Here is a 21,606-nt window from a genome sequence, read left to right as displayed (position 1 = left end):
ATAAGGGGGATTTGGATGGAGAATTTAGTAGAATGGTTAGTAGGGCAAGTGTGGAGTATCGGTTTAGTTGTTTTTGCATTAGGGGCAGGCGTATATTTCACGATTGCAACACGCTTTTTGCAAATCCGTTATTTTAAAGAGATGATTAAACTATTATTTGAAGGAAAGAGTTCAGAGACGGGAATATCATCTTTTCAGGCATTTTGTTTAGCCTTATCAGGAAGAGTTGGAATTGGTAATATTGCAGGGGTAGCGACAGCAATTGCTTTCGGCGGTCCTGGAGCTGTATTTTGGATGTGGGTAATGGCTTTGTTAGGGGCAGCGAGCGCGTTTGTAGAATCAACATTATCTCAAGTATACAAAAGTAAAGTAGGGAATGAATATCGCGGCGGTACTCCATATTTCATTGAGAAAGGTTTGAAAATGAAATGGTTTGCAGTCATTGTAGCAGTAGTTGTAACACTTTCATATGGCGTGTTATTACCAGGTATTCAATCTAGTAGTATCGCAGTTGGATTTGAAAACTCTAATGGTATTAGCAAATATATAACTGGTATATTTTTAGTCGTGTTACTAGCAGCAATTATTTTTGGTGGTGTAAAGAGAATTGCTGGCGTTTCTCAAATGCTTGTTCCATTTATGGCAATTGGTTATGTAATTGTTACATGTATCATATTAATTGCGAATGTAACGGAGATTCCAAGTATGTTTGCTTTAATTTTCTCTAGCGCATTTGGTGTAAATGAAATGTTTGGTGGAATTGTTGGTGCAGCTATTGCATGGGGCGTAAAACGCGCTGTATTTTCAAACGTTGCTGGTGTCGGAGAAGCGACGTATAGTTCGGCGGCTGCTGAAGTATCGCATCCCGCAAAACAAGGATTAGTTCAAGCGTTTTCCGTATATATCGATACAATTGTCGTATGTACAGCGACAGCTCTTATGATTTTAATAACAGGTATGTATAATGTTATACCTGAAGGGAAAACCGCCATTGTACAAAACATAGGAAATGTGGAAGCTGGTCCAATTTATACACAACAAGCAGTTGAAACTGTGATAACAGGGTTTGGTCCAATATTTATTTCAATTGCGATTTTCTTTTTTGCATTTACAACGTTACTCGCTTATTACTATATCGCTGAAACGACACTTACTTATTTAGATCGTCAACTGAAGTATGGCTGGTTAAAACCAGTTTTGAAATTTGGATTTTTAATTATGGTTTACATCGGTAGCGTTGAATCAGCGTCGCTTTTATGGAATCTTGGAGATTTAGGAATCGGTAGTATGGCATGGTTAAACTTAATCGCAATCTTACTTTTAAGTAAAACCGCATTAAAAGTGTTAAAAGATTATGAAACGCAGAAAAAAGAAGGGAAAGATCCAGTATTTAATCCTAAAAATGTGGGGATTGAAGGATTAACATTTTGGGAAGAAAGAAGTAAAGAGGTTGAAAGAAAAAGTTCTAGAGAAAAAGTTATTGTCGATGATAATTTAAAATTATAACTCAAATTAATTGAAAATTCTTAATTTAAAAGAAGGTATATTGCCTCCATTTCATCACATACTACAATAAGTATGGATAATATGACTGGAGGGAATAAGATGGAACATGAGCAACATAGTTCGATAAATGATATTCTACATCATTATAAAGAAGGTATAGGTAGTTTTACAAATCAAATTCCTGAAATCGCTGAGACATATAATGCGTTCACGCAAGCTTGTTTTCAAGAGGGTTCTTTAACAAAAAGAGAAAAACAACTTATTGCATTAGGAATTAGTTTAGCAACGCAAGATGAGTATTGTACAATTTATCATACAAAAGGTTGTCTTGATCAAGGATGTTCGGATAAAGAGATTCTGGAAGCATGTGGTGTTTCAGCAGCATTTGCTGGCGGAGCTGCGATGAGTCAAGCGGTAACTTTAGTGCAAGAGTGTTTAACAGAATTGAAAAATCAAAAGCATTGAATAAAAAAACGTTTTAAACTTTATGTTTAAAACGTTTTTTATGTGAAATTAAATTTAAGTATAAAAATTATCTAGGATGGGTTCAATTTATGGTTATACAATAATGGAGAATTTTAAATTTAGTAGGAATGAGAAATAAAAACTATTTATTTAGTTTTAAGGTTTTGTAAAAAGCTTCAATTGTTTCATATAATCAATAGCTTTTGTTTTGTTTTTCTGTTTAGAAACATAATGTGCCTCATTAAAATCTCTATAGTAACTGTTAACTACTTCTTCAGAAAGAGCACCGTCAGATATAGCTCTTTTAACCGCGCAGTTTGGTTCATTTGTATGTGAACAGTTAGAAAATTTACATCTCATAGAAATCTCTTTTATATCTTCATAGCCAAAATCAAAATTCCTTTCAAGGTTTATCAAGTCAAATCCTATTTTACTAATAAGAAATCCCTCCACTTTTGAAAGAGTCTTTTAGAAACATACATACAAATTTTATCGTTTTCAATTTGTATTCACTTTAATATTCTATATCTTCATAAATAGATTTTTCTACATCAGGAAGAACTGTGTATATACTCTTACCGATTAAAGCTTCTAATTCTTTCTTAATCGCATAAAACCCTTTCCAATGTAAAGATGTATGAGATGTTGTACCATGACGCAAACCAACAGAAATTAATCTTCTTTCCAGCGTAGTAAAGCCATCCGCATCAGCAAGAGCGTCACAAAGAGTAATTACTTTATTGTATAAGTCGTAGTTACAATGTTCATTTAATATTTCAACTAATCGGCTTCTCATATGGTCAGGAACGAGACTCCATTCTGCTGCGATATCTATATGTTCATTTTTGCATGGGAATGAGTGTGTCACACAAATAACAGCGTTTCCTGTATACCCTAAATCATTCATATACATATAACCATCATAGGAATGAATGACCGATTTGGTAAAACCTTTGTATCTTCCGATATCATGCAAAAGGGCAGCGTTATATGCTGTGTCAGCATCTAGCTTGTACCCTTTTTTTATAAGTTCTATAATTATGTTTTCAGTTGCATGAGCAACATGTAGTGAATGTTCAAACCAAGGGCCCGGGTTTTGTTCATATGCCCATTCGAGTAATTCTTTTGCGTACATTCTATCTAATATATATTTCATATCGTTATCCTTTCACAAAAAATCATATCTTAACTATAAATTCCTCTTATTATTTCATTATTCCTTCTTTAAAAATTGTTACAATGAAACAAAAGGGGGAAAAGTAATGCGAAATTTAGTAATTGAAGAAATTAAGAAACTAGAAAATGATATAGAAGAACTTTCGAAACTTTTGAAAATGGTTGTAAATGATGGGGCATCAATTGGTTTTTTGCCTCCACTGGAACAAAAAGATGCAACAAAGTATTGGCAAACAGTATTAGCGCCAGAAGTGATATTGTATGTGGCTAAAATAAACAACGAAGTAGCAGGGAGTATTCAATTACAATTAGTTACTAAGCCTAACGGAATTCATAGAGCTGAGATTTGCAAATTAATGACTCATCCAAACTTTAGACGAAACGGTATTGGACGATCGCTTATGCAAAAAGCAGAGGAACGAGCAAAGCAAGAAAACAGGTCTCTTTTAGTATTAGATACTAGAGAAGGAGATCCTTCCAATAAATTGTACAAATCACTAGACTACCAAGAAGTTGGAACAATACCAGGGTATGCAATTTCTCCGAATGGAAAGTTAGATGCTACGGTTCTTTATTATAAAAACATTTAAGTTATAATCAAACGGGGAGAGTGCTTAATTATTAGTAAGTGAATAATAAACGACTATTTTTAACACCGTCTATATTTTTCTGGCGGTGTTAAAATAGTTAATTATAATCTAATTAACGCACTAAATGAATTTGAGAAAGTTTTTAGAGGGTTCTTTTAGTAATGATTCTCGTCTTATAATAAATGTAGAGAAGATGACTAGCCGACTATAGTTATTTTCGCTTTATTATGGGAAGGGGATGAAAGAATGAAAAAGAATAGTTTACAAAAGATGAAGAAAGTTATTTTAAGTGGTGGCGTATTACTTACGGGATTATTAACATTTGGGTTTTCAGAAAAGGCTTCAGCTCATGGATATGTAGAATCACCAGCGAGCCGATCTTATTTATGTAAGCAAGGTGTAAATGTAAATTGTGGACCAATTCAATATGAACCACAAAGTGTAGAAGGGATAGGTGGATTTCCACAACTAGGACCTTCTGATGGACAAATTGCAGGGGCTGGTCATTTTCCCGCTTTAGATGTTCAAACTGTAGATAGGTGGAAGAAAGTTACGTTAAATGGCGGGACGAATACATTCAAGTGGAAACTAACGGCTCCTCATAGTACGAAAGAGTGGAAATATTATATTACGAAAAAAGGTTGGAATCCAAATAAACCTTTGACGCGATCAGATTTAGATTTAGTGCCATTCTATGTAAAAAATGACGGTGGAGCTAGACCAGGGACAACAGTAACGCACGAAGCAAATGTACCAACTGACCGTAGTGGATACCATCTTATTTTAGCTGTTTGGGAAATTGCAGACACTGGAAATGCGTTTTATCAAGTTATAGATGTAAACCTTTTGAATAATGGCTTATCCTCAAATTTTACTTTTAACAATGTAGTGCAAGCTCCTACACTATTTTAATTGAAACATACATTTCGATCATCTAATTCATTTTAGATGATTTTTTTTATGAAAATGATGAAAAATATAGAAGAAAGTGCAATTATTTATAAAAAAATATGCTTTAAATATTGTCATATTTGCTTCTTTAAGATATCCTTTTCATGAAGAGGTGGAAAACATGGAAAAAGTACTAGTTTTCGGGCATAAAAACCCAGATACAGATGCAATTTGTTCTGCAATTGCTTATGCAGAATTGAAAAAAGAATTAGGAATGAATGCTGAGCCTGTACGTTTAGGCGAAATCAGCGGTGAAACTCAATTTGCGTTAGACTATTTTAAAGTAGAAGGACCGCGTTTTGTTGAGACAGTAGCAAGCGAAGTGGACAACGTTATTTTAGTTGACCATAACGAGCGTCAACAAAGTGCTAACGATATCGAATCAGTTCGTGTGTTAGAAGTTATTGACCATCACCGTATTGCTAACTTTGAAACAAGCGATCCTATATACTATCGTTGTGAGCCAGTTGGCTGTACAGCTACAATCTTAAACAAAATGTACAAAGAAAATGGCGTAACAATTCGTAAAGAAGTTGCAGGTTTAATGTTATCTGCAATCATTTCAGATTCTTTACTATTCAAATCTCCAACTTGCACAGAACAAGATGTAGCAGCTGCTCGTGAATTAGCGGAAATCGCTGGTGTAGATGCAGATAACTACGGCTTAGAAATGTTAAAAGCTGGTGCTGACTTAAGCGGAAAAACAATGGAGCAATTAATCTCTCTTGATGCTAAAGAATTCCAAATGGGTAATGCGAAAGTTGAAATCGCACAAGTAAACGCTGTTGATACAAACGACGTTCTTGTACACCAAGCGGAACTTGAAAAAGTAATTTCTGCAGTAGTAGAAGAAAAAGGTTTAGACCTATTCTTATTCGTTGTAACTGATATCTTAACTAACGATTCTGTCGGTCTTGCGATCGGTAAAGCAGCAAACGTTGTTGAGAAAGCATACAACGTATCACTAGAAAACAATACAGCTACTTTAAAAGGTGTTGTATCTCGTAAAAAACAAATCGTACCAGTATTAACAGAAGCATTCCAAGCTTAATCGTATTGCGTACAGATGAACAGTAAGGACAAGTAGTCAGATTGGCTATTTGTCCTTTTTTATTTATAATAAGCAGAAATTTTTAACTTTTAAACAGTCGCATTGTGTATGCTTAATGATATGGAAGTATTGAAAAGTAAATTACAGGGGCTTTTTGAAAAAATATTGCATCTGTTTCAAAATTAGAGAGCTGGATTTCGGAGGAACTGCGTTTAAACGCTGAAATACAGATGTTGCGTTTAACTTTTTAGAAGAAAGGATATAAAGTTTTGATTAACGAATTAAAATAAGGATAGCGTTAGCTATCCTTATAATCGTTTATTCGTAAGATTTTTTCTTGTTTATATAAAATGTGATTATCGTAGTAATGAAGAAAATAGGTATCGCATACACTTGCCCAACAAATAACTTCCAGCCGACATAATTATAGCCTTCAGATGCTGGGATGATAACGGAAATAACGCAAACGATAAAATAGACTAATAGTGCAGGAATAATATTTTTCATTTTTATGAACCTCCTTTATTGTTTTATTAATACATACTTGCATTATAATTTAGTTTCATTATTTTGAAGAAAAAATGAAAAATTTTTTATGGTATTATAATATTTGCAATGAGAGTAATCTATAGTACGCATATGGTAAAATGTGTAATTTTAACTTTCAGAATTATTATATAGTATCTCGAGAAAAAAATGTACAAAATAACGAATTTTATTTACCAAAGTAAAGGGAGTAGAAATATATATGAAAAGGCTATGTATAATTCCATGCGGAAAAAAGAAAATTTGGGATAAACATTCAGACTACGGACCGATGGAAGCAAAAGATGTATATATTAGTCCGTTCGGAAAAGCATGTCAGGCGTACGCAACTATGTTTTTCGAAAACTGGGTTATATTATCAGCGAAACATGGATTTTTAAGACCAAGTGATATTGTATTAGAAAACTATGATCTTGCATTTGATTCAAAAAGCGATGAGGTAATAAGTATAGAGCAATTACAAAAACAGATGGTAGATAAAAGTTTACTACAGTTTGACGAAATCGTCTTACTAGCAGGGAAGAAGCATAAAAAAGTAGTGACAAAGTTATATCCAGAAGAAATGATTACATATCCGCTAGAGGGGTGTAAAGGAATTGGGTATATGTTGCAGAGGTTGAAAGAAGCTGTGAAGGAAAGGGAGGAAATATAGGTGTAGTTTCAGTGATTTTAAACTCTATTTATTTAGGGAGCTGAAAAGTAAAATAGAGTTTTTAGGCATTGCCGAAAGGGTGATGCTTTTTTGTTCGTGTCGTCATTCATGTAAAAGTAATTTAGAGAATAAATCATTCGATTTATGAAGCGATAGCTTTTTTATATCGAAAACAAATTGCATCACTTTTAGAAAATATAGGACGTATGGGCACAGTTAAGATTGTAAGTGGGAATAGCAATAAGACAAGTTTTGAATAAGATATTAAGAAAGGAGATGTTGATGAATAATGGCTAGATATAGTTTGCACGGAGGACACAATAGTATTGTTCAAGGTGCTAATTTCGGGAATCGGAAAGAACACGTTCTAGATAGGCAAGTTAAAGATGCCGTGGCGGCTAAGTTAAGAGCCCTAGGACACACGGTTTATGACGATACGGACGAGGTAGGGGCAACTCAATCACAAAATTTAAATAATATCATTCGGAATAGCAATTCCCATGCTGTGGATTTAGTTATTTCTTTTCATCTTAATGCAAGTGATGGAAATGGACAGGGTGTTGAGGTTTTATATTATGATCAGAAAGATTTGGCGGCTAAAATCTCAGCTCAACTAGCAAAAGATATTGGATGGCGTGATCGAGGTGCGAAACAACGTACAGATTTAGCAGTATTAAATGGAACGAAGGCACCGGCTATTCTTATTGAATTAGGGTTTATTGATAATGAATCCGACATGGCAAAATGGAATGTTGATAAAATCGCTAATTCTATTGTATTTGCTCTTACAGGACAAACTGGAGGAGGTGCAGCGGATTTGCTCAAAGTAAAAACTGGTGGTGTAGCATTTAGTAATTTACAAGCTTTGGCTCAAGCTATGGTTGATGCGGGTATTGATGGACAAATTGTCGTTCAAAAAGATGGCATTGGTTATGCTATAACGAATGGCTATCCGTCCGGGAATATCGATAAATTTACAGCTTGGTTAGATGCACGTAAATGGTACTATGAGTACGTGAGATAAAAGTAGTTTGCTAAATAAAAATAAGAGCCGTCATGTGACGGTTTTTATTTTTATTTAATCTTTTAACTCTACTTATAATATGGAGAAAATAGACTAATAAACAAGCCTTTGTATACTTTCAAACATAGAATATGATGAATTCTATCAAGGAGGAAGCATATTTATGAGAAATACTTGTCATTGTGGACATTTTCAAGATTGTAATAAATTTTGGGATGATTTAATGTTTGGGAGATGTAGATGTAAGCGCAATGATTTTCACGAGTGTTGTTGCAAAGAGAAACCGAAGTGTGAGTGTGAAAAATGTCATTGTAAAACAAAAGCGAAATGCCATTGTAGGCATGAAGAGGAAGGGTATTAATAATAAAAAAGAGTACGATGCGTACTCTTTTTTGGGGTGATTATATTCCATCTTGAACAGATTTCTTTACAATTACCCATGTGTCTTTCTTTTTAACCGTTATAGCTACATTAGTTCCATTAGATTCCTTATAAAAGATATATCCATTGTTTGAGTTTACATATGTAACTGGTTCACCTATGCAATCTCGCGAGCAGGATTTGTTGACTAGTTCAATTAAGGATAGTTCACTTGGATCGGTTTTACTGGCTTCTATAACAGCATCAAGGCTTGTTTTTCGATAGCCTTGCAAGTTTATATGAAAAAGCTGCTCTATTTCTCCTGTAATGCTAGTGTTCATTACTTCTACTGAATTCTTTTTTTCTTGAAGAAAGCCGTTTTCATAAAGTAATTTTGTATAGCCAATCCATGCTATTAACACTAGCATGAAAAACATACCCGTCATTTTAAGTATTCGAAGTCGTTTGCTTATAATTGTTTCTGAGTATTTCATTCACTCTAATCCTCCAATGTTTTTAATTTAAAATATGCTTGGATACATACTTTTAGAAGAGGATGAAAGTTAATGAGTTTTTAATAAAAAAGAAAACATCCAGGGTTAGATGCTTTCTTTTTTTGGTATTTTTGGCTATCTGTTAGTTACTTGTTTCATAAGTGGTCTTATTTCTTTAACTGGTGGTTTCTTATCATAGGCATCAACGTAAGAAAAGTAGTAGTTTAAGTTTCTTAGAAGACCTTTTCCTATTTTTGCACTTAAGAAAGGAAAGACTTGTCCGGTATAATCATCGAGAGATTTACAGTAATATTTTTCATCTAAATATATACTGTATTTACATGTTAGTTCTACTAAAGGATTCCCTTCATCATCAAATACTTCTTTAGAATCAATAATATCTATTAGTGCAAATTTTTCATTTAAGTAAACTTTCTTTTTTTTCTCGTGTTTATTTGTAAGTATAAAAACGAGACCAATCGCGTTAATCAAACTATTTCCTCCTATAAAAAACGGATATTAATAAAATATATCGATATAAGCTAAATGTAAAGAGGAGAGGTGAAATATCATGGAGAGAAAACTAAATAAGCCGATTGGTGAGAGCTGATAATCAGTGGGGGATGAACAAACCCCTCACTGATTAAAGTTTCACTTTATTGAAATACTTGCGGGAATTGTTTTACGATTGCGTTTGTTATCATGTCAGCCATTTCTAATGCTTCTTTTTCAATTTTATCGTAAAGTTTTACTCCTGCTTCATAATCTTTATTTAGGAAGGCAAGTGCTTCTGCTTTCGTTAGTGCTAAATGTTCATAAAACATTTTTCTAAATTCTTCTTTATCTATATATGGGTTGATTCTGTTAAGGAATTCAATAATTGCGTCACCATTAGCGTACCATTTTTTCTCTATAGCGGCCGCTGCATTTTGATTACCAGCTTTTGCGGCTTTAACAAGATCCGCTGCAATTACTAAGTGATCTTTAATTAATGCACTATATTTTTTCACTGCATCCTCACCGTAAAATGGTTCAAGTGATAGTCCCATATGTGTTGCGTTTTGTAGAAGTCGTCCAACAGTAACATTAACATCTGGTAAATTAAATACTATACTTATAATAGCCAATCTCGTCCAAGCGACGTGTTGTTCCCATAAAGAACGCATATACCCTTTTAAAAAATTCTCATTTTTACTAATTCGGTAGTTCCGTACGGATAAATCATAGTTTACATAAGGGTTATGGTAGGGGGAGTAATACGATTGCCAATAAGAATACATAAATAGTAACACTCCTTTGAACATGTATAACTCAAAGTATGATGAAGATTTATTTTTAGTTACGTGTCCTAGATTATTTTTAGGGAATTTGAAATGGAGAAATTCAATGAATGGTGTTGTGGTATATATGAATAAATTGAATATAAAGTAAAAGAGGGTCTGTAAGGGAAGTTGCAGACCCTCAAAAGGGTATTGCCGAGATGTCGGACTCGACTACGTAATGTTATCATAAAATTCTTTTGAAAAAACCTGGTAAATGTGTCCAAATGAAATTGGGACCTTCATACAGTCAAAGGGACCTGCTTCCCGCGGCAGGCCCCAATAACTAGATAATGTCGATGAGCAAAAAACTCATCTGGAGTACTTTTATAGTAACAAGTAAAATGTGTTTTGTGTATTGAGAAAGAAGAATTGCATAATTATATGTGAACAATTTAAATCCCAACAATTTATGATTATCATTAATTGTTGGGATCTAAATATGGTTATAAAATGGAGAAAAGACTTGGAAGTCGAGGTACACAGAAGTATGTAATCATGAAAAAGACCTGCTAATATAAGCAGGTCAACTTAAGGGGTTTATCCAACAGATTATTATATATGGTAACAACTGAATTGTAGTAAGTCTATACATTTAATATTGAGAAAAATTCTGTGAATGATATATTTTTTGCACATATATTAACGTCTAAAAAGTTGAGAAAGAAAATTAAAAAACTTTTTATAAGAGAATAATGGCTGGTACTTATAGTATGATTCATATTTCCACGCATCATTATTAGAGAATTGGAGTTTTTGTGTTTTCGTTTTTGCCTTGATGGAACTCATATTACGATGTTTCATATAGTAACCTCCTGAATTTATATGTATACGATTAGTAGTATTCAAGAAAGGGAAATAAAATGAACATTTAAATTGAAACTCTTTCTTCTTGTGTACTGGATTTACGTTATAAATGTTGTAAAACATATAAAATAATGATGCTAATTCATATTAAATAAGTGAAGAAACATAGAATAATGAAAAAACAATAAGCATCTAATCATCCCTTTCAAGTCGCATAAGTGATTGATATAATAGAAGTAGATGAAAGATAAAGAAAAGCGGGTGACTCTTTTTTGTTTACTAAAGCACAAGAACTTTTAGCGTCCTACTTTGGTTATTCTTCGTTTCGAAGAGGACAAGATGAAACAATTAAAAATGTACTAGATGGGAAAGATACGGTTTGTATTATGCCAACGGGTGGCGGTAAGTCGATTTGTTATCAAATTCCGGCATTAGTATTTGAAGGAACGACGTTGGTTATATCGCCTCTAATATCACTTATGAAGGATCAAGTAGATACATTGGTACAGAATGGCATTTCAGCTACATATATTAATAGTTCTATATCTATTGCAGAAGCAAATCAGCGAATTCAATTAGCGAAACAAGGACATTACAAGTTACTTTATGTGGCGCCTGAGCGTCTTGATTCGATGGAGTTTGTTGATCAACTTATTGATATGAAAATCCCTATGATTGCGATTGATGAAGCACACTGTATTTCACAGTGGGGACATGATTTCCGTCCAAGTTATTTACATATACATCGCATATTAGATTATCTTCCAGAAAAGCCGCTCGTATTAGCATTAACAGCAACAGCAACACCGCAAGTACGTGATGATATTTGTAACACACTTGAAATTAATCAAGAAAATACAATTATGACAACGTTTGAGCGTGAGAACTTATCGTTTTCTGTCATTAAAGGGCAAGATCGAAATGCATATTTGGCGGATTATATTCGTCAAAATCAAAAGGAATCCGGGATTATATATGCAGCTACTAGAAAAGTAGTCGATCAGTTATATGAAGATTTGATGAAGGCAGGTGTTTCTGTATCAAAATATCATGCTGGTATGAGTGATAGTGATCGAAATGAGCAACAAGAACTCTTTTTACGAGATGAAGTAAGTGTAATGGTAGCAACATCTGCATTCGGGATGGGTATTGATAAATCGAATATTCGTTACGTAATTCATTATCAGCTTCCAAAAAATATGGAAAGTTACTATCAAGAAGCAGGACGTGCTGGTCGTGACGGATTAGATAGTACATGTATATTGTTATATTCTTCTCAAGATGTACAAGTACAGCGTTTTTTAATTGATCAATCAACTGGAGAATCACGTTTTTCAAATGAACTTGAAAAATTGCAAAATATGACCGATTACTGTCATACAGAACAATGTTTACAATCATTCATTTTGCAATACTTTGGAGAAGAACCGAAAGAAGATTGTGGACGCTGTGGTAATTGTACAGACAATCGCGAGAGCATCGATGTGACAAGAGAATCACAAATGGTTTTATCATGCATGATTAGAACGAACCAACGCTTTGGAAAGCAAATGATAGCGCAAGTATTAACTGGGTCGAAGAATAAGAAAGTTATTGAATTTAATTTTCATACTTTACCAACGTATGGGCTTTTATCGAACCGTAGTGTAAAAGAGGTCAGTGAGTTTATTGAGTTTTTAATTTCAGACGAGTTAATTGCAGTTGAACATGGCACTTATCCGACGTTAAAAGTAACTGAAAAAGGGAAAGAAGTATTACTTGGTAAAGAGAATGTTTTACGAAAAGAACGAGTAGAGACAAGACAAATTGTTCAAGACCATCCTTTATTTGAAGTGCTTCGTGAAGTACGTAAAGAAATTGCACAAGGAGAAGGTGTACCTCCGTTCGTTATTTTCTCTGACCAAACATTAAAAGATATGTGTGTGAAAATGCCGCAAAATGATTCTGAATTGTTGACGGTAAAAGGTATCGGAGAACACAAACTTGTGAAATATGGCTCGCACTTCTTACAAGCAGTTCAGCATTTTATTGAGGAAAATCCAAATTATGCTGAAACGATTAAGACAGAAGTAGTTTCAGAGCGTAAAAAGTCAGGAAAAGCATCCGCAAATTCTCATTTAGAAACATATGAAATGTATAAACAAGGTATTGATTTGAATGAGATTGCAAAAGAACGTAACTTATCAAGACAAACAATTGAAAACCATTTAATTCGCTGCTATGAGGATGGAATGGAAGTAGATTGGCAAAGCTTTGTTCCAGCAGAGTATGAATCTCTTATTGAAACTGCCGTTCAAAATGCAGAGGGTGGGCTGAAATCTATTAAAGAACAGCTTCCGAATGAAGTGAGTTACTTTATGATTCGTGCTTATTTACAAATAAGAAAGTAGAGACATATAAAGGGGATAAGAATTTATGTATCATGTGTTCGTTTATGGCACATTAAGAAGAGGACAAACGAATGCTCATTATATGCAAGGTGCAACATGCATCGCAGACAGAGCTTGGACATATGGAAAATTATTTGATACGAATGAAGGATATCCGGCCATGACTTATTCGATTGAAGAACAGGTGTATGGAGAAGTTTATGTAGTAAATGATGAGATATTGTGTAAGTTAGATGAACTAGAAGAATATACAGGTAATGCGGAGACTGATTTATATGATCGAATCACGCAAACAGTATATGTTGCTGATAGGGAAATTGAGGCATATGTGTATATCGCTCAGAATAAAAAGATGTTAAAGAAAGTGATAGACTCTGGTGACTGGCTTATGTATCAAAAAATATAATAAGGTAGTTTTAAAAGTTGGAAAGCAGATAATGACGAATTCATTATCTGCTTTTTATTGTGGGAATAATTGTCGTTCTCTTTTTATTCTTATAGTTCTTAGTACGATTCCAATTCCGAGAAATAAAACAGTAGCAGCGACCCCGCTAGTAGGATTTAACCAAAAATCACTACTGTTTGTAAGAGTAATAATCTCTGTTATTGTAACTAAAACAGTAGGAACAGCATCCTCGATTGCATGCATGATAACACATGGCCAGACTGATTTTGTAAGTCTATATATTTCAACATACATAATTGACCAACAAACCATAAGGATACAGCCAGATAGAAGCATATTTAATCTTGAGATAGATTCAAAATATTCATTTGAAGAGCCTCCTTTACTTTTATTTATCCTACTATTTGTGGGTAGTAAAACGCCCATTGATTAAAGTCTTTATTTTTTACAATATTTGTTAATAGATAAATTAAATAGGAGACAAATAGAAAGTAGTATCTTTTGTATGCATCACTATACTATATGTGTATTTGTGTGATTTTGATGTTGCATATTCTTTTTAAATTAGAAAGATGAAAAGTAAGTTTTTTCGGAAAATTTAAACGGAAACTATTGACTTTATGATTGGGTTTTTAATACAATGATACTTCGACTGAAAAATTAGAACGGACAGGAGGGAATCGTCGAAATGAGCAACATATTTGAAGATGAGTTACAAAAAATGAAGGATACTTTACATACGATGGATGAGCAATTGGATAAGCTTGAAAAAACCCCGGTTTATTATGGAGAAGATTTTAAAGAGCAAATTCTTGAAAGTATGAGGGAGTCTAATAGACAAAACTTACGTATTGGTGTGCAAGAGCCGTACTTTGGAAGGTTAGATTTTCAGGAAGATGGAAAAGAAGAAGTTATGCCGATTTATATCGGAAAAGTAGGGGTTTCGGATATGGACACGATGAAGCCAATCATTATTGATTGGCGGGCGCCTGTCGCAAGTATGTTTTATTCATTTACCGGTGGAGAAGAATTAGCATTTTATCAATCACCAGATGGCTTAGTAGAAGGTGATGTGTATTTAAAACGAAACATTTCCATTCGAAAAAGAGAACTTGAACGTGTTGTTGATACATATGTAAAAGGAAATGAAGATGTATCGCATGCCGATGATTTTCTTCTATATCGATTAGGTGAGAATAAAGATAATAAGCTAAAGGATATTGTTTCAACGATTCAATCGGAACAAAATGATATTATTCGAGCGGAAAGAAATTTACCATTACTTATTCAAGGGGTTGCAGGGAGCGGAAAGACAACAATTGCTTTACATCGCCTTGCTTTTTTAATTTATGAATATCGTGAACAACTAGAAGCAGAAAGAATGATCGTATTTGCGCCGAATAGTCTGTTTTTAGACTATATTTCGAGTGTACTTCCTGAATTAGGTGTAGGGAATATTAGTCAAACAACGTTTCCGGATTGGGCATTACGTACGTTAGATGATTCAGTGAAACTAAAGCAGACAGAAGAAAAATTGAAAGAAGCATTTTCAATTAATCGTGATGAAAAGAAGGTAATGCTAGGTAAATTAAAGGGTACGTTGGAATTTAAGACGTTTATTGAAGAGAGAATGATCCAATTTGAAAATGAGTTAGTTCCGACAAAAGATTTTGAGGCGTGGGATAGAGCGATTATTCCAGTAGAAGATATTAAAAAATGGATGCAAGTTGAATATAAACATTATCCTTTACAGAAAAGAAGAGAACGATTAGTAGGACGAATGAAGCGCTGGATTGAAATTGAACTTAAAAAATTCGGGGAAACAAACGAGAAAAAATTACTTAAAAAAGAAGCGACTAAGAGACTGAACGCATATATGAAGTTTTGGCCGAAAATGAGTGCTCTTTCACTGTATAGTTCAATAGTAAAAAGTAAAGAAATACTCGAGGTATTACCTGAAGAACTTGTTAAAGAAACAGAAAAGAGTTGTCGTAAAAAAGAAGTGTATGTAGAAGATTTACCAGCTTTAATATACATACATCATCGTATAACAGGGATTGAAATCGGGCAGAAGTTTCATCACGTTGTTATTGATGAAGCGCAAGATTTTTCGCCTTTCCAAGTTTATGTATTAAAAGAAATTACATTAGGTAATTCTTTCACTATATTAGGTGATTTATCGCAAGCGATTTATGATTACCAAGGAATTGAAGATTGGAATGCTTTTAAGGAAGTATTCCAAGAAACCGGTTATTATGAATTGACAAGAAGTTATCGTTCTACAAAAGAAATTATTGAATTTGCAAATGAAATAATTAAAAATGCAGAAATCCCAGTAGGACTCGCAACACCAGTCTTCCGCAGTGGAGAAGATGTGAAAGTAATTCATGCGGAAAATCAATTTACTGAAATTGTGAAGACGGTAAAACATTTGCAAAATGCAGATGTGAAAACAATTGCGGTAATCGGAAGAACAGAAGATGAATGCCGTGATATATATGTGGAATTAACAAATGCAGGATTAACGGTAAACGTAATTGAAGCAAACCAAAGTAAATATGAAGGTGGTATATCAGTAGTACCTGTCTATTTAGCGAAAGGTTTAGAATTTGATGCGGTGCTTTTAATTGATGTGGATGAAGAACATTACAAAGACACAAAACATGATGCAAAGTTACTATATGTTGGATGTACGAGGTCACTTCATGACCTATGGATTTTCCATAGTGGGGAAGCGTCACCTTTAATTAAAGGATTAAAATAAAGTGAAACTATAATCAGTGGGGAGTTTTACTGCAAGCTAATGTGGGATAAATATAAAAAGAGGGTTTCTATTACTGTCTACTTAACAGAGAGATGACTATGAAGACCCTCTTTTTATATTGAAATTAATGTTCAATTTTAAACGAATAAAGCCATTAATATTAAATCTTGATAGCTACCATCCAATTTTACACCCTTTGCTTTTCTACCCTCTTCAAAGAAGCCTAGATTCTTATATAACTGGATTGCACCTAGATTATCTTCCATTACCTCAAGACAAACTTTTTCAATCTTACTGTTATTTTTAGCCCAATTGATTAACGTTTCTAGAAGAGCTCTTCCAATACCATAATTTCGATATTCGGGTAGTATGGTCATCGCAAAAGCCCCTTGATGACTAATTTTTTCTTTGTTTCCGTTCTTAAAATCTATTGCACCGACTAACTTACCATCAACTTCAGCAATAAACTGTACATAATTTGGATTTTCATGATAAGCTTTTAACGTTTTTTGAATAGCATCGATACGCACCTTTTTTACATCCTCAACCGTACTTAGCATGTATGGAGCGTTTATTAAAGCTTTTGAAGCAGAATCTAGTATTCTTTCTGCATCCCGTTCTTTAGCTTCTCTAATTATTATTGTTTTTCCATCCTTAGATTTATAAGTAAAAACATTAGTTGATAAGATACTACACACACCCTTTCGGAATATAATTAGTTGAATTTTTTAACTATCGTGCAATTATTAAGTAAGAAAAAGTCGTATCACCTTTTTCTGCAATCGCTCTACTTCAACTTAATGACGATTATTTCAAATATTTTTAATTTTTACAAGGATTTATTCCGTTATATAGCCCGATTGTTGAATAACATGACTGGCGTTTTTTAAACAACTTTATTATCTCTGTACACGATGAATTAACGACTTGAGCTGTTGTGTAAATAATATACAATGACCTTTTCTAATTCCTTAGTTTGTTCTTTTTCCCGTACACGAACGGCATCTACTGGAATTTGTGTATGTTTTAACCAATCTAGAATAAGGTGTAGTTGTTCTTGTATTTGCCCAATGTTTTGCTCCTTTATGTTCTTATTCTGAATTCTATCAATTAATTGAAGCATATAGGGAAGTTTTTCTATACATTCACTTAAATCTCCGCAATAACCTGAAGGGAATTCATGTGTACCAAATTCTAAAGTATTGATGTAATTAGAAACTAGGTATATCATGGCTTCTTGTTCGGTATCACCACCTAATTCAATCGCTTTTCGAAGGGATTTTTCTAAATCGTCTTCTTTATTGCTAGAGTCCATATAAATTCCTATCCATCTAAAAGGTCTTGAATCAAATGGGTTGTTTTCTGTCCATCTATATAGAATGTCAATTAGAAAACTATTTAGTGAGAAAGTTAAGACCTCATCTTTTTCGTTTAATACATCTAAAATAGTAAACAGCGAAATGGCAAACTCTTCTTGATCTTTTGATTCCCATTTCTTTGCATTTGTAATAAATGTCTCTAAATGTTTAAAAGCTAATTTTCGAAGTCCCGCTTCGCGATGCTGACAGTAACAAATAAAATTATGCCAATGCTCAGTTGTATTCATATGTATAATAATAGTTTGTAATGCAGTGAGAGGTTTATCCATTATAAGTCCCCAATCTATTAAGCACGTGTTGAAAATTTAGTGTTATTATATCATTACATAAATTAAAGTGGGAAGAATTTAAGATGGATTTTATTGGTCACGGGATCCAATCGATTGGTAATGTAGCGGTTCTAACAGGACTCATTATTGAATTTGAAGATGAAACGTAAAAAAGTTATTATGTTTATCTGAATATTGAGGGGATATGTTTATTTAATTTTTAGAAAACATAGACTATTAAACTTGTAAATGGTATAATCTTCTTATTATTGGAATTAAAATCAAAATATTTGAAAATAAAGGATAGGGTTGATTTTAATGGGGGATTCTGATCACAAAGAAACAAAGGCAATATTAAAGTTATGGTTTATTTATATACCACTTGCATTTGGAGAATTTGTCTTTTCGAATATCATAGGTTATTTAAAAAAATAAAGATTTTGTATTTGAAAAACAATTAACCTAATTTAATTGTTTTTTTTATTTTTCTCTAATAAACCAAACAAAAATAAAGATTTTGAACAAGATGAAGTTTATGAAGGAAATAACGTTGATTAGGTGCTGAAAACGGGAATTATTCAAGCATGGTAATTCACCGTTTTTATAGCTTCCTATAGTGAGATGTTATGTTCACATCATATGTATACGATATTTGTAACTTAATATAGCATTACTGGAACTTCAAAATTAGTAGTTAAGGTTGTTACCTTATAGAGTGTTATATATAACTTAGCTAAAAAAGCACAAATCATATAATTTGAGCTGTTCATTATCTGTTTTTTGGTAAAAAATTATAGTTTTTGTCACATTAATACTGTACGATACATAGTATAAAACACATACTGTATGACATATAGTAATGGAAATGAGGTGAGTGAATGGATACTTTATTAAATTCGTTAATTACTGAGTTAAGAAGAGGGACATTAACGTTAGCTGTTTTAAGTCAATTAAGAACGCCGCAGTACGGATATTCACTTGTCCAGTTATTAGAGCAATCAGGGGTTACAATTGATCAAAGTACTTTATATCCACTACTTCGCCGATTAGAAAAGCAGGAATTAGTGACGAGTAGTTGGGATAAAACGGAGAGTAGACCTCGTAAGTATTATGTTTTAAGTGATTATGGATTAGAAATATTTTTGCAGTTGAAAAAAGAATGGATAAAAGATTCGAAAGAACTTTATAACTTATTAAAGGAGGAGGAAGAGAATGAATTTAATTGATCTCTATATCCAAGAGGTTGCGAAGAGATTACCTGAAAAAAATCGTGAAGATATTACACTTGAACTAAGGTCAACTATAGATGATATGTTACCTGAAGATTATAATGAGGAAGATGTAAAGAGCGTTCTCGAAAAATTGGGGAGTCCGGTTTCATTGGCTAATGGTTATTTGGATAGACCGATGCATTTAATTGGACCACGTTATTTTGATGTATATACAACGTTGTTAAAAATGATTATACCAATCGCAGCTGTCATTGCACTCATATCAATGGTTGCAGAAAATTTTATAGGCTATAGTGGTGATCAAGCGGTATTAAATGTTATTTTACAATTGATAGGTAAAGGCATTGGGGAAATTTTTGAAGTGGGCCTCCATGTATTTTTCTGGTTGACAGTTGTGTTTGTTATTTTAGAAAGAACAGATAAAGACAAAGGTATAGAGCCGTTGACGACAAGTTTAAAAAAATGGACACCAGATGATTTGAAAAACATCTCGTATATCCCAAAGAAAAAAGCAATCTCGAAGTTTGAAGTTTTTGGAGGTTTAATGTGGACAGCAGTTTGGGCTACACTTTACTTTTATGCGAATTATCTTGTTGGCGTATATAACGGTACGGCAAATGGACTGAAGTTTGTCTCGCCAACTTTTAATCAAGATGTTTTATTGCAGTACTGGCCAATCGTTGTAATTATGATCGTTTTTGAAATATGTATATCCCTTTATAAATTAGTGCAGGGACAATGGACGCAAAGATTGGCGATTGGGAATGCTATTCTTCAAATAGCTGGGACGATAGTATTCATTGTAATTGTAGTAAATCCACATGTATTTAACGCAGGGTTTATTACGTATTTGGCAAATGCATTTACTATTTCCTCAGAGGAGTTTAAAACGTGGCTCATTGGGGGAGGAATTTTCTTCTACATGTTATCTGCTGCAATAAATATATTTGATGGTTTCCGAAAAGCTAGTATTCGTATGTAGATAAAAATCGGAAATTTCGATAAAATAAAACTATTAAAAAGATAGTAAAATAAGGTGAACATGATGAAAGGAAGAAAATAATGATAAGGGAAGCAACGAAAAAAGATTTAGCATACATTTTAGATATTTATAACGATGCGATACTTTATACAACAGCTGTATATGCGTATAAACCTGTAACCCTTGAAAATAGAATAGATTGGTATGAACAAAAAAAGGCTGAAGAGTATCCAATTATCGTATATGAATTAGATAATAAAGTAGTAGGATTTGCGACATTCGGCCCATTTAGAGCGTGGCCTGCTTATAAATATTCAGTTGAACATTCTGTGTATGTAGATAAGGCATATAGAAAAAATGGCATTGGGTCTTCATTAATGAAAGAATTAATCAAAATTGCAAAGGAAATAGGGTATATGACCTTAATTGCTGGAATTGATGCAGAGAATGAGAAAAGTATTGCCTTGCATCAAAACTATGGATTTGTTCATGCAGGAACAATAAAAAAAGCTGGTTATAAGTTTAATAAATGGCTAGATTTAGCTTTTTATCAGCTGGAACTTAACGGTCCTGAAAATCCTATAGAAGAATAAATATTTTTCGGTAGCAAGAAAAAATTCATGCTACCTTTTTCTTATTTTAATAGCTCATATGAGCTGCTGAAAAGGTTTTTTATATTCGATATTGAATTTATTGGTATAATAGGAATGTTTAACGAACTTCCACTTCTTTATGTGATTGGGGGAAAAGATTTACCGAATCGCGGTGAAAATAAAGAGGTAGATGAAGCTTTTGCAGTAGTTTTAAAGTACATATACAAAGAATATAGTGAAAGCATGCTAGGAGTGAGCGATTGAAAAGAAACTTAAAGACTTTAACAATCATTATTTTAATTTTAACGATTATTGCTCTTGAAGTTGGAATCGCCCTATATGATCACAATTTGTCATTAGATACAATTTACTTTGCAGCGATCCTTATTTGTATTGTATTGCTTTTTGGCACACGTGTTTCTGAAGAGAAAGAAAGTACATCGAAACGAGGGCGAAGAAAAATAGCTGTTATATTTTGGCCATCTATTTTATTGTCTATCGCTTGTTTTGCAGTTATAAATTACATAAGGGTAGGCTATGTCTCTGTACCAGGGATAATTGGCTTTTCATGCTTTGTTACATATGGTGGATTCGTTTTGATTAGTATTTTAAAGGGGAAAAATAAAATGTAGCTTACTAAGTTGAAAGGA

24 protein-coding genes and 2 pseudogenes are annotated in these 21,606 nt (G+C 33.2%); 17 read left to right on the top strand and 9 right to left on the bottom strand.

Annotation, left to right across the window (positions count from 1 at the left end; all coding sequences use genetic code 11):
* The first annotated feature begins 15 nt into the window (after nucleotides 1-15).
* Both BHV55_RS14020 and BHV55_RS14015 read left to right on the top strand, forming a co-directional pair.
* Nucleotides 16-1,506: an alanine/glycine:cation symporter family protein gene (locus tag BHV55_RS14020; protein WP_016110139.1), complete on the top strand. Its 1,491-nt coding sequence runs from the start codon at nucleotides 16-18 to the stop codon at nucleotides 1,504-1,506.
* A gap of 72 nt (nucleotides 1,507-1,578) precedes the next feature.
* Complete coding sequence (locus BHV55_RS14015; RefSeq protein WP_002005224.1) at nucleotides 1,579-1,971, top strand: carboxymuconolactone decarboxylase family protein; 393 nt, start codon at nucleotides 1,579-1,581, stop codon at nucleotides 1,969-1,971.
* Nucleotides 1,972-2,127: 156 nt separating this feature from the next.
* Here BHV55_RS14015 and BHV55_RS14010 read toward each other — a convergent pair whose 3' ends face one another.
* Both BHV55_RS14010 and BHV55_RS14005 read right to left on the bottom strand, forming a co-directional pair.
* Entirely contained in the window at nucleotides 2,128-2,424 is a 297-nt protein-coding gene (locus tag BHV55_RS14010; protein ID WP_000398282.1) for a P-loop NTPase family protein, read from the bottom strand.
* A gap of 61 nt (nucleotides 2,425-2,485) precedes the next feature.
* Nucleotides 2,486-3,127 (bottom strand): HD domain-containing protein, encoded by a 642-nt coding sequence (locus BHV55_RS14005; protein ID WP_070757887.1) that lies wholly within the window; start codon nucleotides 3,125-3,127, stop codon nucleotides 2,486-2,488.
* A gap of 106 nt (nucleotides 3,128-3,233) precedes the next feature.
* Here BHV55_RS14005 and BHV55_RS14000 point away from each other — a divergent pair, with 106 nt between their 5' ends.
* The 3 genes from BHV55_RS14000 (at nucleotide 3,234) to ppaC (ending at nucleotide 5,739) form a co-directional block, all read left to right on the top strand.
* Nucleotides 3,234-3,737, top strand: a complete 504-nt coding sequence (locus BHV55_RS14000; RefSeq protein WP_001245250.1) for a GNAT family N-acetyltransferase — start codon at nucleotides 3,234-3,236, stop codon at nucleotides 3,735-3,737.
* Between the two features lie 246 nt (nucleotides 3,738-3,983).
* Nucleotides 3,984-4,649, top strand: coding sequence for a lytic polysaccharide monooxygenase (locus BHV55_RS13995; protein WP_000742281.1), 666 nt, complete (start codon nucleotides 3,984-3,986; stop codon nucleotides 4,647-4,649).
* Between the two features lie 160 nt (nucleotides 4,650-4,809).
* Complete coding sequence (gene ppaC / locus BHV55_RS13990; RefSeq protein ID WP_000416865.1) at nucleotides 4,810-5,739, top strand: manganese-dependent inorganic pyrophosphatase; 930 nt, start codon at nucleotides 4,810-4,812, stop codon at nucleotides 5,737-5,739.
* 318 nt (nucleotides 5,740-6,057) lie between these two features.
* Here the strand turns inward: ppaC and BHV55_RS13985 are convergent, their stop codons facing one another.
* A complete protein-coding gene (locus BHV55_RS13985; protein ID WP_000789486.1) occupies nucleotides 6,058-6,246 on the bottom strand; it encodes a DUF4017 family protein in 189 nt (62 codons plus the stop codon).
* 241 nt (nucleotides 6,247-6,487) lie between these two features.
* On the opposite strand from BHV55_RS13985, the gene BHV55_RS13980 reads away from it, so the two are divergent.
* The 3 genes from BHV55_RS13980 to BHV55_RS13970 all read left to right on the top strand — a co-directional run bounded on the left by BHV55_RS13980 (nucleotide 6,488) and on the right by BHV55_RS13970 (nucleotide 8,362).
* Nucleotides 6,488-6,937: a DUF6884 domain-containing protein gene (locus BHV55_RS13980; RefSeq protein WP_000824873.1), complete on the top strand. Its 450-nt coding sequence runs from the start codon at nucleotides 6,488-6,490 to the stop codon at nucleotides 6,935-6,937.
* Between the two features lie 289 nt (nucleotides 6,938-7,226).
* Complete coding sequence (locus tag BHV55_RS13975; protein WP_044584544.1) at nucleotides 7,227-7,961, top strand: N-acetylmuramoyl-L-alanine amidase; 735 nt, start codon at nucleotides 7,227-7,229, stop codon at nucleotides 7,959-7,961.
* A gap of 227 nt (nucleotides 7,962-8,188) precedes the next feature.
* The gene (locus tag BHV55_RS13970; protein ID WP_000503012.1) at nucleotides 8,189-8,362 is read left to right on the top strand and encodes a hypothetical protein; all 174 of its coding nucleotides are present in this window, start codon (nucleotides 8,189-8,191) and stop codon (nucleotides 8,360-8,362) included.
* Here BHV55_RS13970 and BHV55_RS13965 read toward each other — a convergent pair whose 3' ends face one another.
* The 3 genes from BHV55_RS13965 to BHV55_RS13955 form a co-directional block, all read right to left on the bottom strand.
* Nucleotides 8,363-8,815 carry a hypothetical protein gene (locus tag BHV55_RS13965; RefSeq protein WP_000877572.1) on the bottom strand — a complete coding sequence of 151 codons (453 nt, stop codon included), beginning with the start codon at nucleotides 8,813-8,815 and terminating at the stop codon, nucleotides 8,363-8,365.
* A 135-nt stretch (nucleotides 8,816-8,950) separates the two neighbouring features.
* On the bottom strand, nucleotides 8,951-9,307 hold the full coding sequence (locus BHV55_RS13960) for a hypothetical protein (protein WP_000606231.1): 357 nt from the start codon (nucleotides 9,305-9,307) through the stop codon (nucleotides 8,951-8,953).
* A 164-nt stretch (nucleotides 9,308-9,471) separates the two neighbouring features.
* Nucleotides 9,472-10,095 (bottom strand): hypothetical protein, encoded by a 624-nt coding sequence (locus tag BHV55_RS13955; protein ID WP_000287725.1) that lies wholly within the window; start codon nucleotides 10,093-10,095, stop codon nucleotides 9,472-9,474.
* Between the two features lie 1,118 nt (nucleotides 10,096-11,213).
* Between BHV55_RS13955 and recQ the strand changes: the two genes are divergently transcribed.
* Together recQ and BHV55_RS13945 are read left to right on the top strand one after the other, a co-directional pair.
* Nucleotides 11,214-13,331: a DNA helicase RecQ gene (gene recQ, locus BHV55_RS13950; protein ID WP_000494270.1), complete on the top strand. Its 2,118-nt coding sequence runs from the start codon at nucleotides 11,214-11,216 to the stop codon at nucleotides 13,329-13,331.
* Nucleotides 13,332-13,356: 25 nt separating this feature from the next.
* The gene (locus BHV55_RS13945) at nucleotides 13,357-13,737 is read left to right on the top strand and encodes a gamma-glutamylcyclotransferase family protein (RefSeq protein WP_000274915.1); all 381 of its coding nucleotides are present in this window, start codon (nucleotides 13,357-13,359) and stop codon (nucleotides 13,735-13,737) included.
* 54 nt (nucleotides 13,738-13,791) lie between these two features.
* Here BHV55_RS13945 and BHV55_RS13940 read toward each other — a convergent pair.
* Nucleotides 13,792-14,106: pseudogene (locus BHV55_RS13940) on the bottom strand (CPBP family intramembrane glutamate endopeptidase); the annotation flags it as partial.
* 319 nt (nucleotides 14,107-14,425) lie between these two features.
* On the opposite strand from BHV55_RS13940, the gene BHV55_RS13935 reads away from it, so the two are divergent.
* Nucleotides 14,426-16,501, top strand: coding sequence for a HelD family protein (locus BHV55_RS13935; RefSeq protein WP_070757881.1), 2,076 nt, complete (start codon nucleotides 14,426-14,428; stop codon nucleotides 16,499-16,501).
* Between the two features lie 137 nt (nucleotides 16,502-16,638).
* Here the strand turns inward: BHV55_RS13935 and BHV55_RS13930 are convergent, their stop codons facing one another.
* Together BHV55_RS13930 and BHV55_RS13925 are read right to left on the bottom strand one after the other, a co-directional pair.
* Nucleotides 16,639-17,199, bottom strand: a complete 561-nt coding sequence (locus BHV55_RS13930; RefSeq protein ID WP_000337114.1) for a GNAT family N-acetyltransferase — start codon at nucleotides 17,197-17,199, stop codon at nucleotides 16,639-16,641.
* A gap of 221 nt (nucleotides 17,200-17,420) precedes the next feature.
* A complete protein-coding gene (locus BHV55_RS13925; protein WP_070757879.1) occupies nucleotides 17,421-18,149 on the bottom strand; it encodes a hypothetical protein in 729 nt (242 codons plus the stop codon).
* Nucleotides 18,150-18,241: 92 nt separating this feature from the next.
* On the opposite strand from BHV55_RS13925, the pseudogene BHV55_RS27900 reads away from it, so the two are divergent.
* The 6 genes and pseudogenes from BHV55_RS27900 to BHV55_RS13900 form a co-directional block, all read left to right on the top strand.
* Nucleotides 18,242-18,316: pseudogene (locus tag BHV55_RS27900) on the top strand (DUF6944 family repetitive protein); the annotation flags it as partial.
* A gap of 711 nt (nucleotides 18,317-19,027) precedes the next feature.
* Nucleotides 19,028-19,375 (top strand): PadR family transcriptional regulator, encoded by a 348-nt coding sequence (locus tag BHV55_RS13920; protein WP_000380301.1) that lies wholly within the window; start codon nucleotides 19,028-19,030, stop codon nucleotides 19,373-19,375.
* Nucleotides 19,362-20,363, top strand: a complete 1,002-nt coding sequence (locus BHV55_RS13915; protein WP_070757876.1) for an HAAS signaling domain-containing protein — start codon at nucleotides 19,362-19,364, stop codon at nucleotides 20,361-20,363. Before BHV55_RS13920 ends, BHV55_RS13915 begins: the two co-directional genes overlap by 14 nt.
* An 80-nt stretch (nucleotides 20,364-20,443) precedes the next feature.
* A complete protein-coding gene (locus tag BHV55_RS13910) occupies nucleotides 20,444-20,956 on the top strand; it encodes a GNAT family N-acetyltransferase (RefSeq protein WP_048567599.1) in 513 nt (170 codons plus the stop codon).
* Nucleotides 20,957-21,070: 114 nt separating this feature from the next.
* Nucleotides 21,071-21,220: a hypothetical protein gene (locus BHV55_RS13905; protein WP_162200567.1), complete on the top strand. Its 150-nt coding sequence runs from the start codon at nucleotides 21,071-21,073 to the stop codon at nucleotides 21,218-21,220.
* Nucleotides 21,217-21,588 (top strand): hypothetical protein, encoded by a 372-nt coding sequence (locus BHV55_RS13900; RefSeq protein ID WP_000827981.1) that lies wholly within the window; start codon nucleotides 21,217-21,219, stop codon nucleotides 21,586-21,588. Before BHV55_RS13905 ends, BHV55_RS13900 begins: the two co-directional genes overlap by 4 nt.
* The last annotated feature ends 18 nt before the right edge of the window (nucleotides 21,589-21,606 follow it).

This window comes from Bacillus sp. RZ2MS9 (assembly GCF_001816185.2).
GTDB classification, from domain to species: domain Bacteria; phylum Bacillota; class Bacilli; order Bacillales; family Bacillaceae_G; genus Bacillus_A; species Bacillus_A cereus.
Note: the sequence above shows the minus strand (reverse complement) of the source record. Positions and strands in the feature narration are given on the sequence as shown.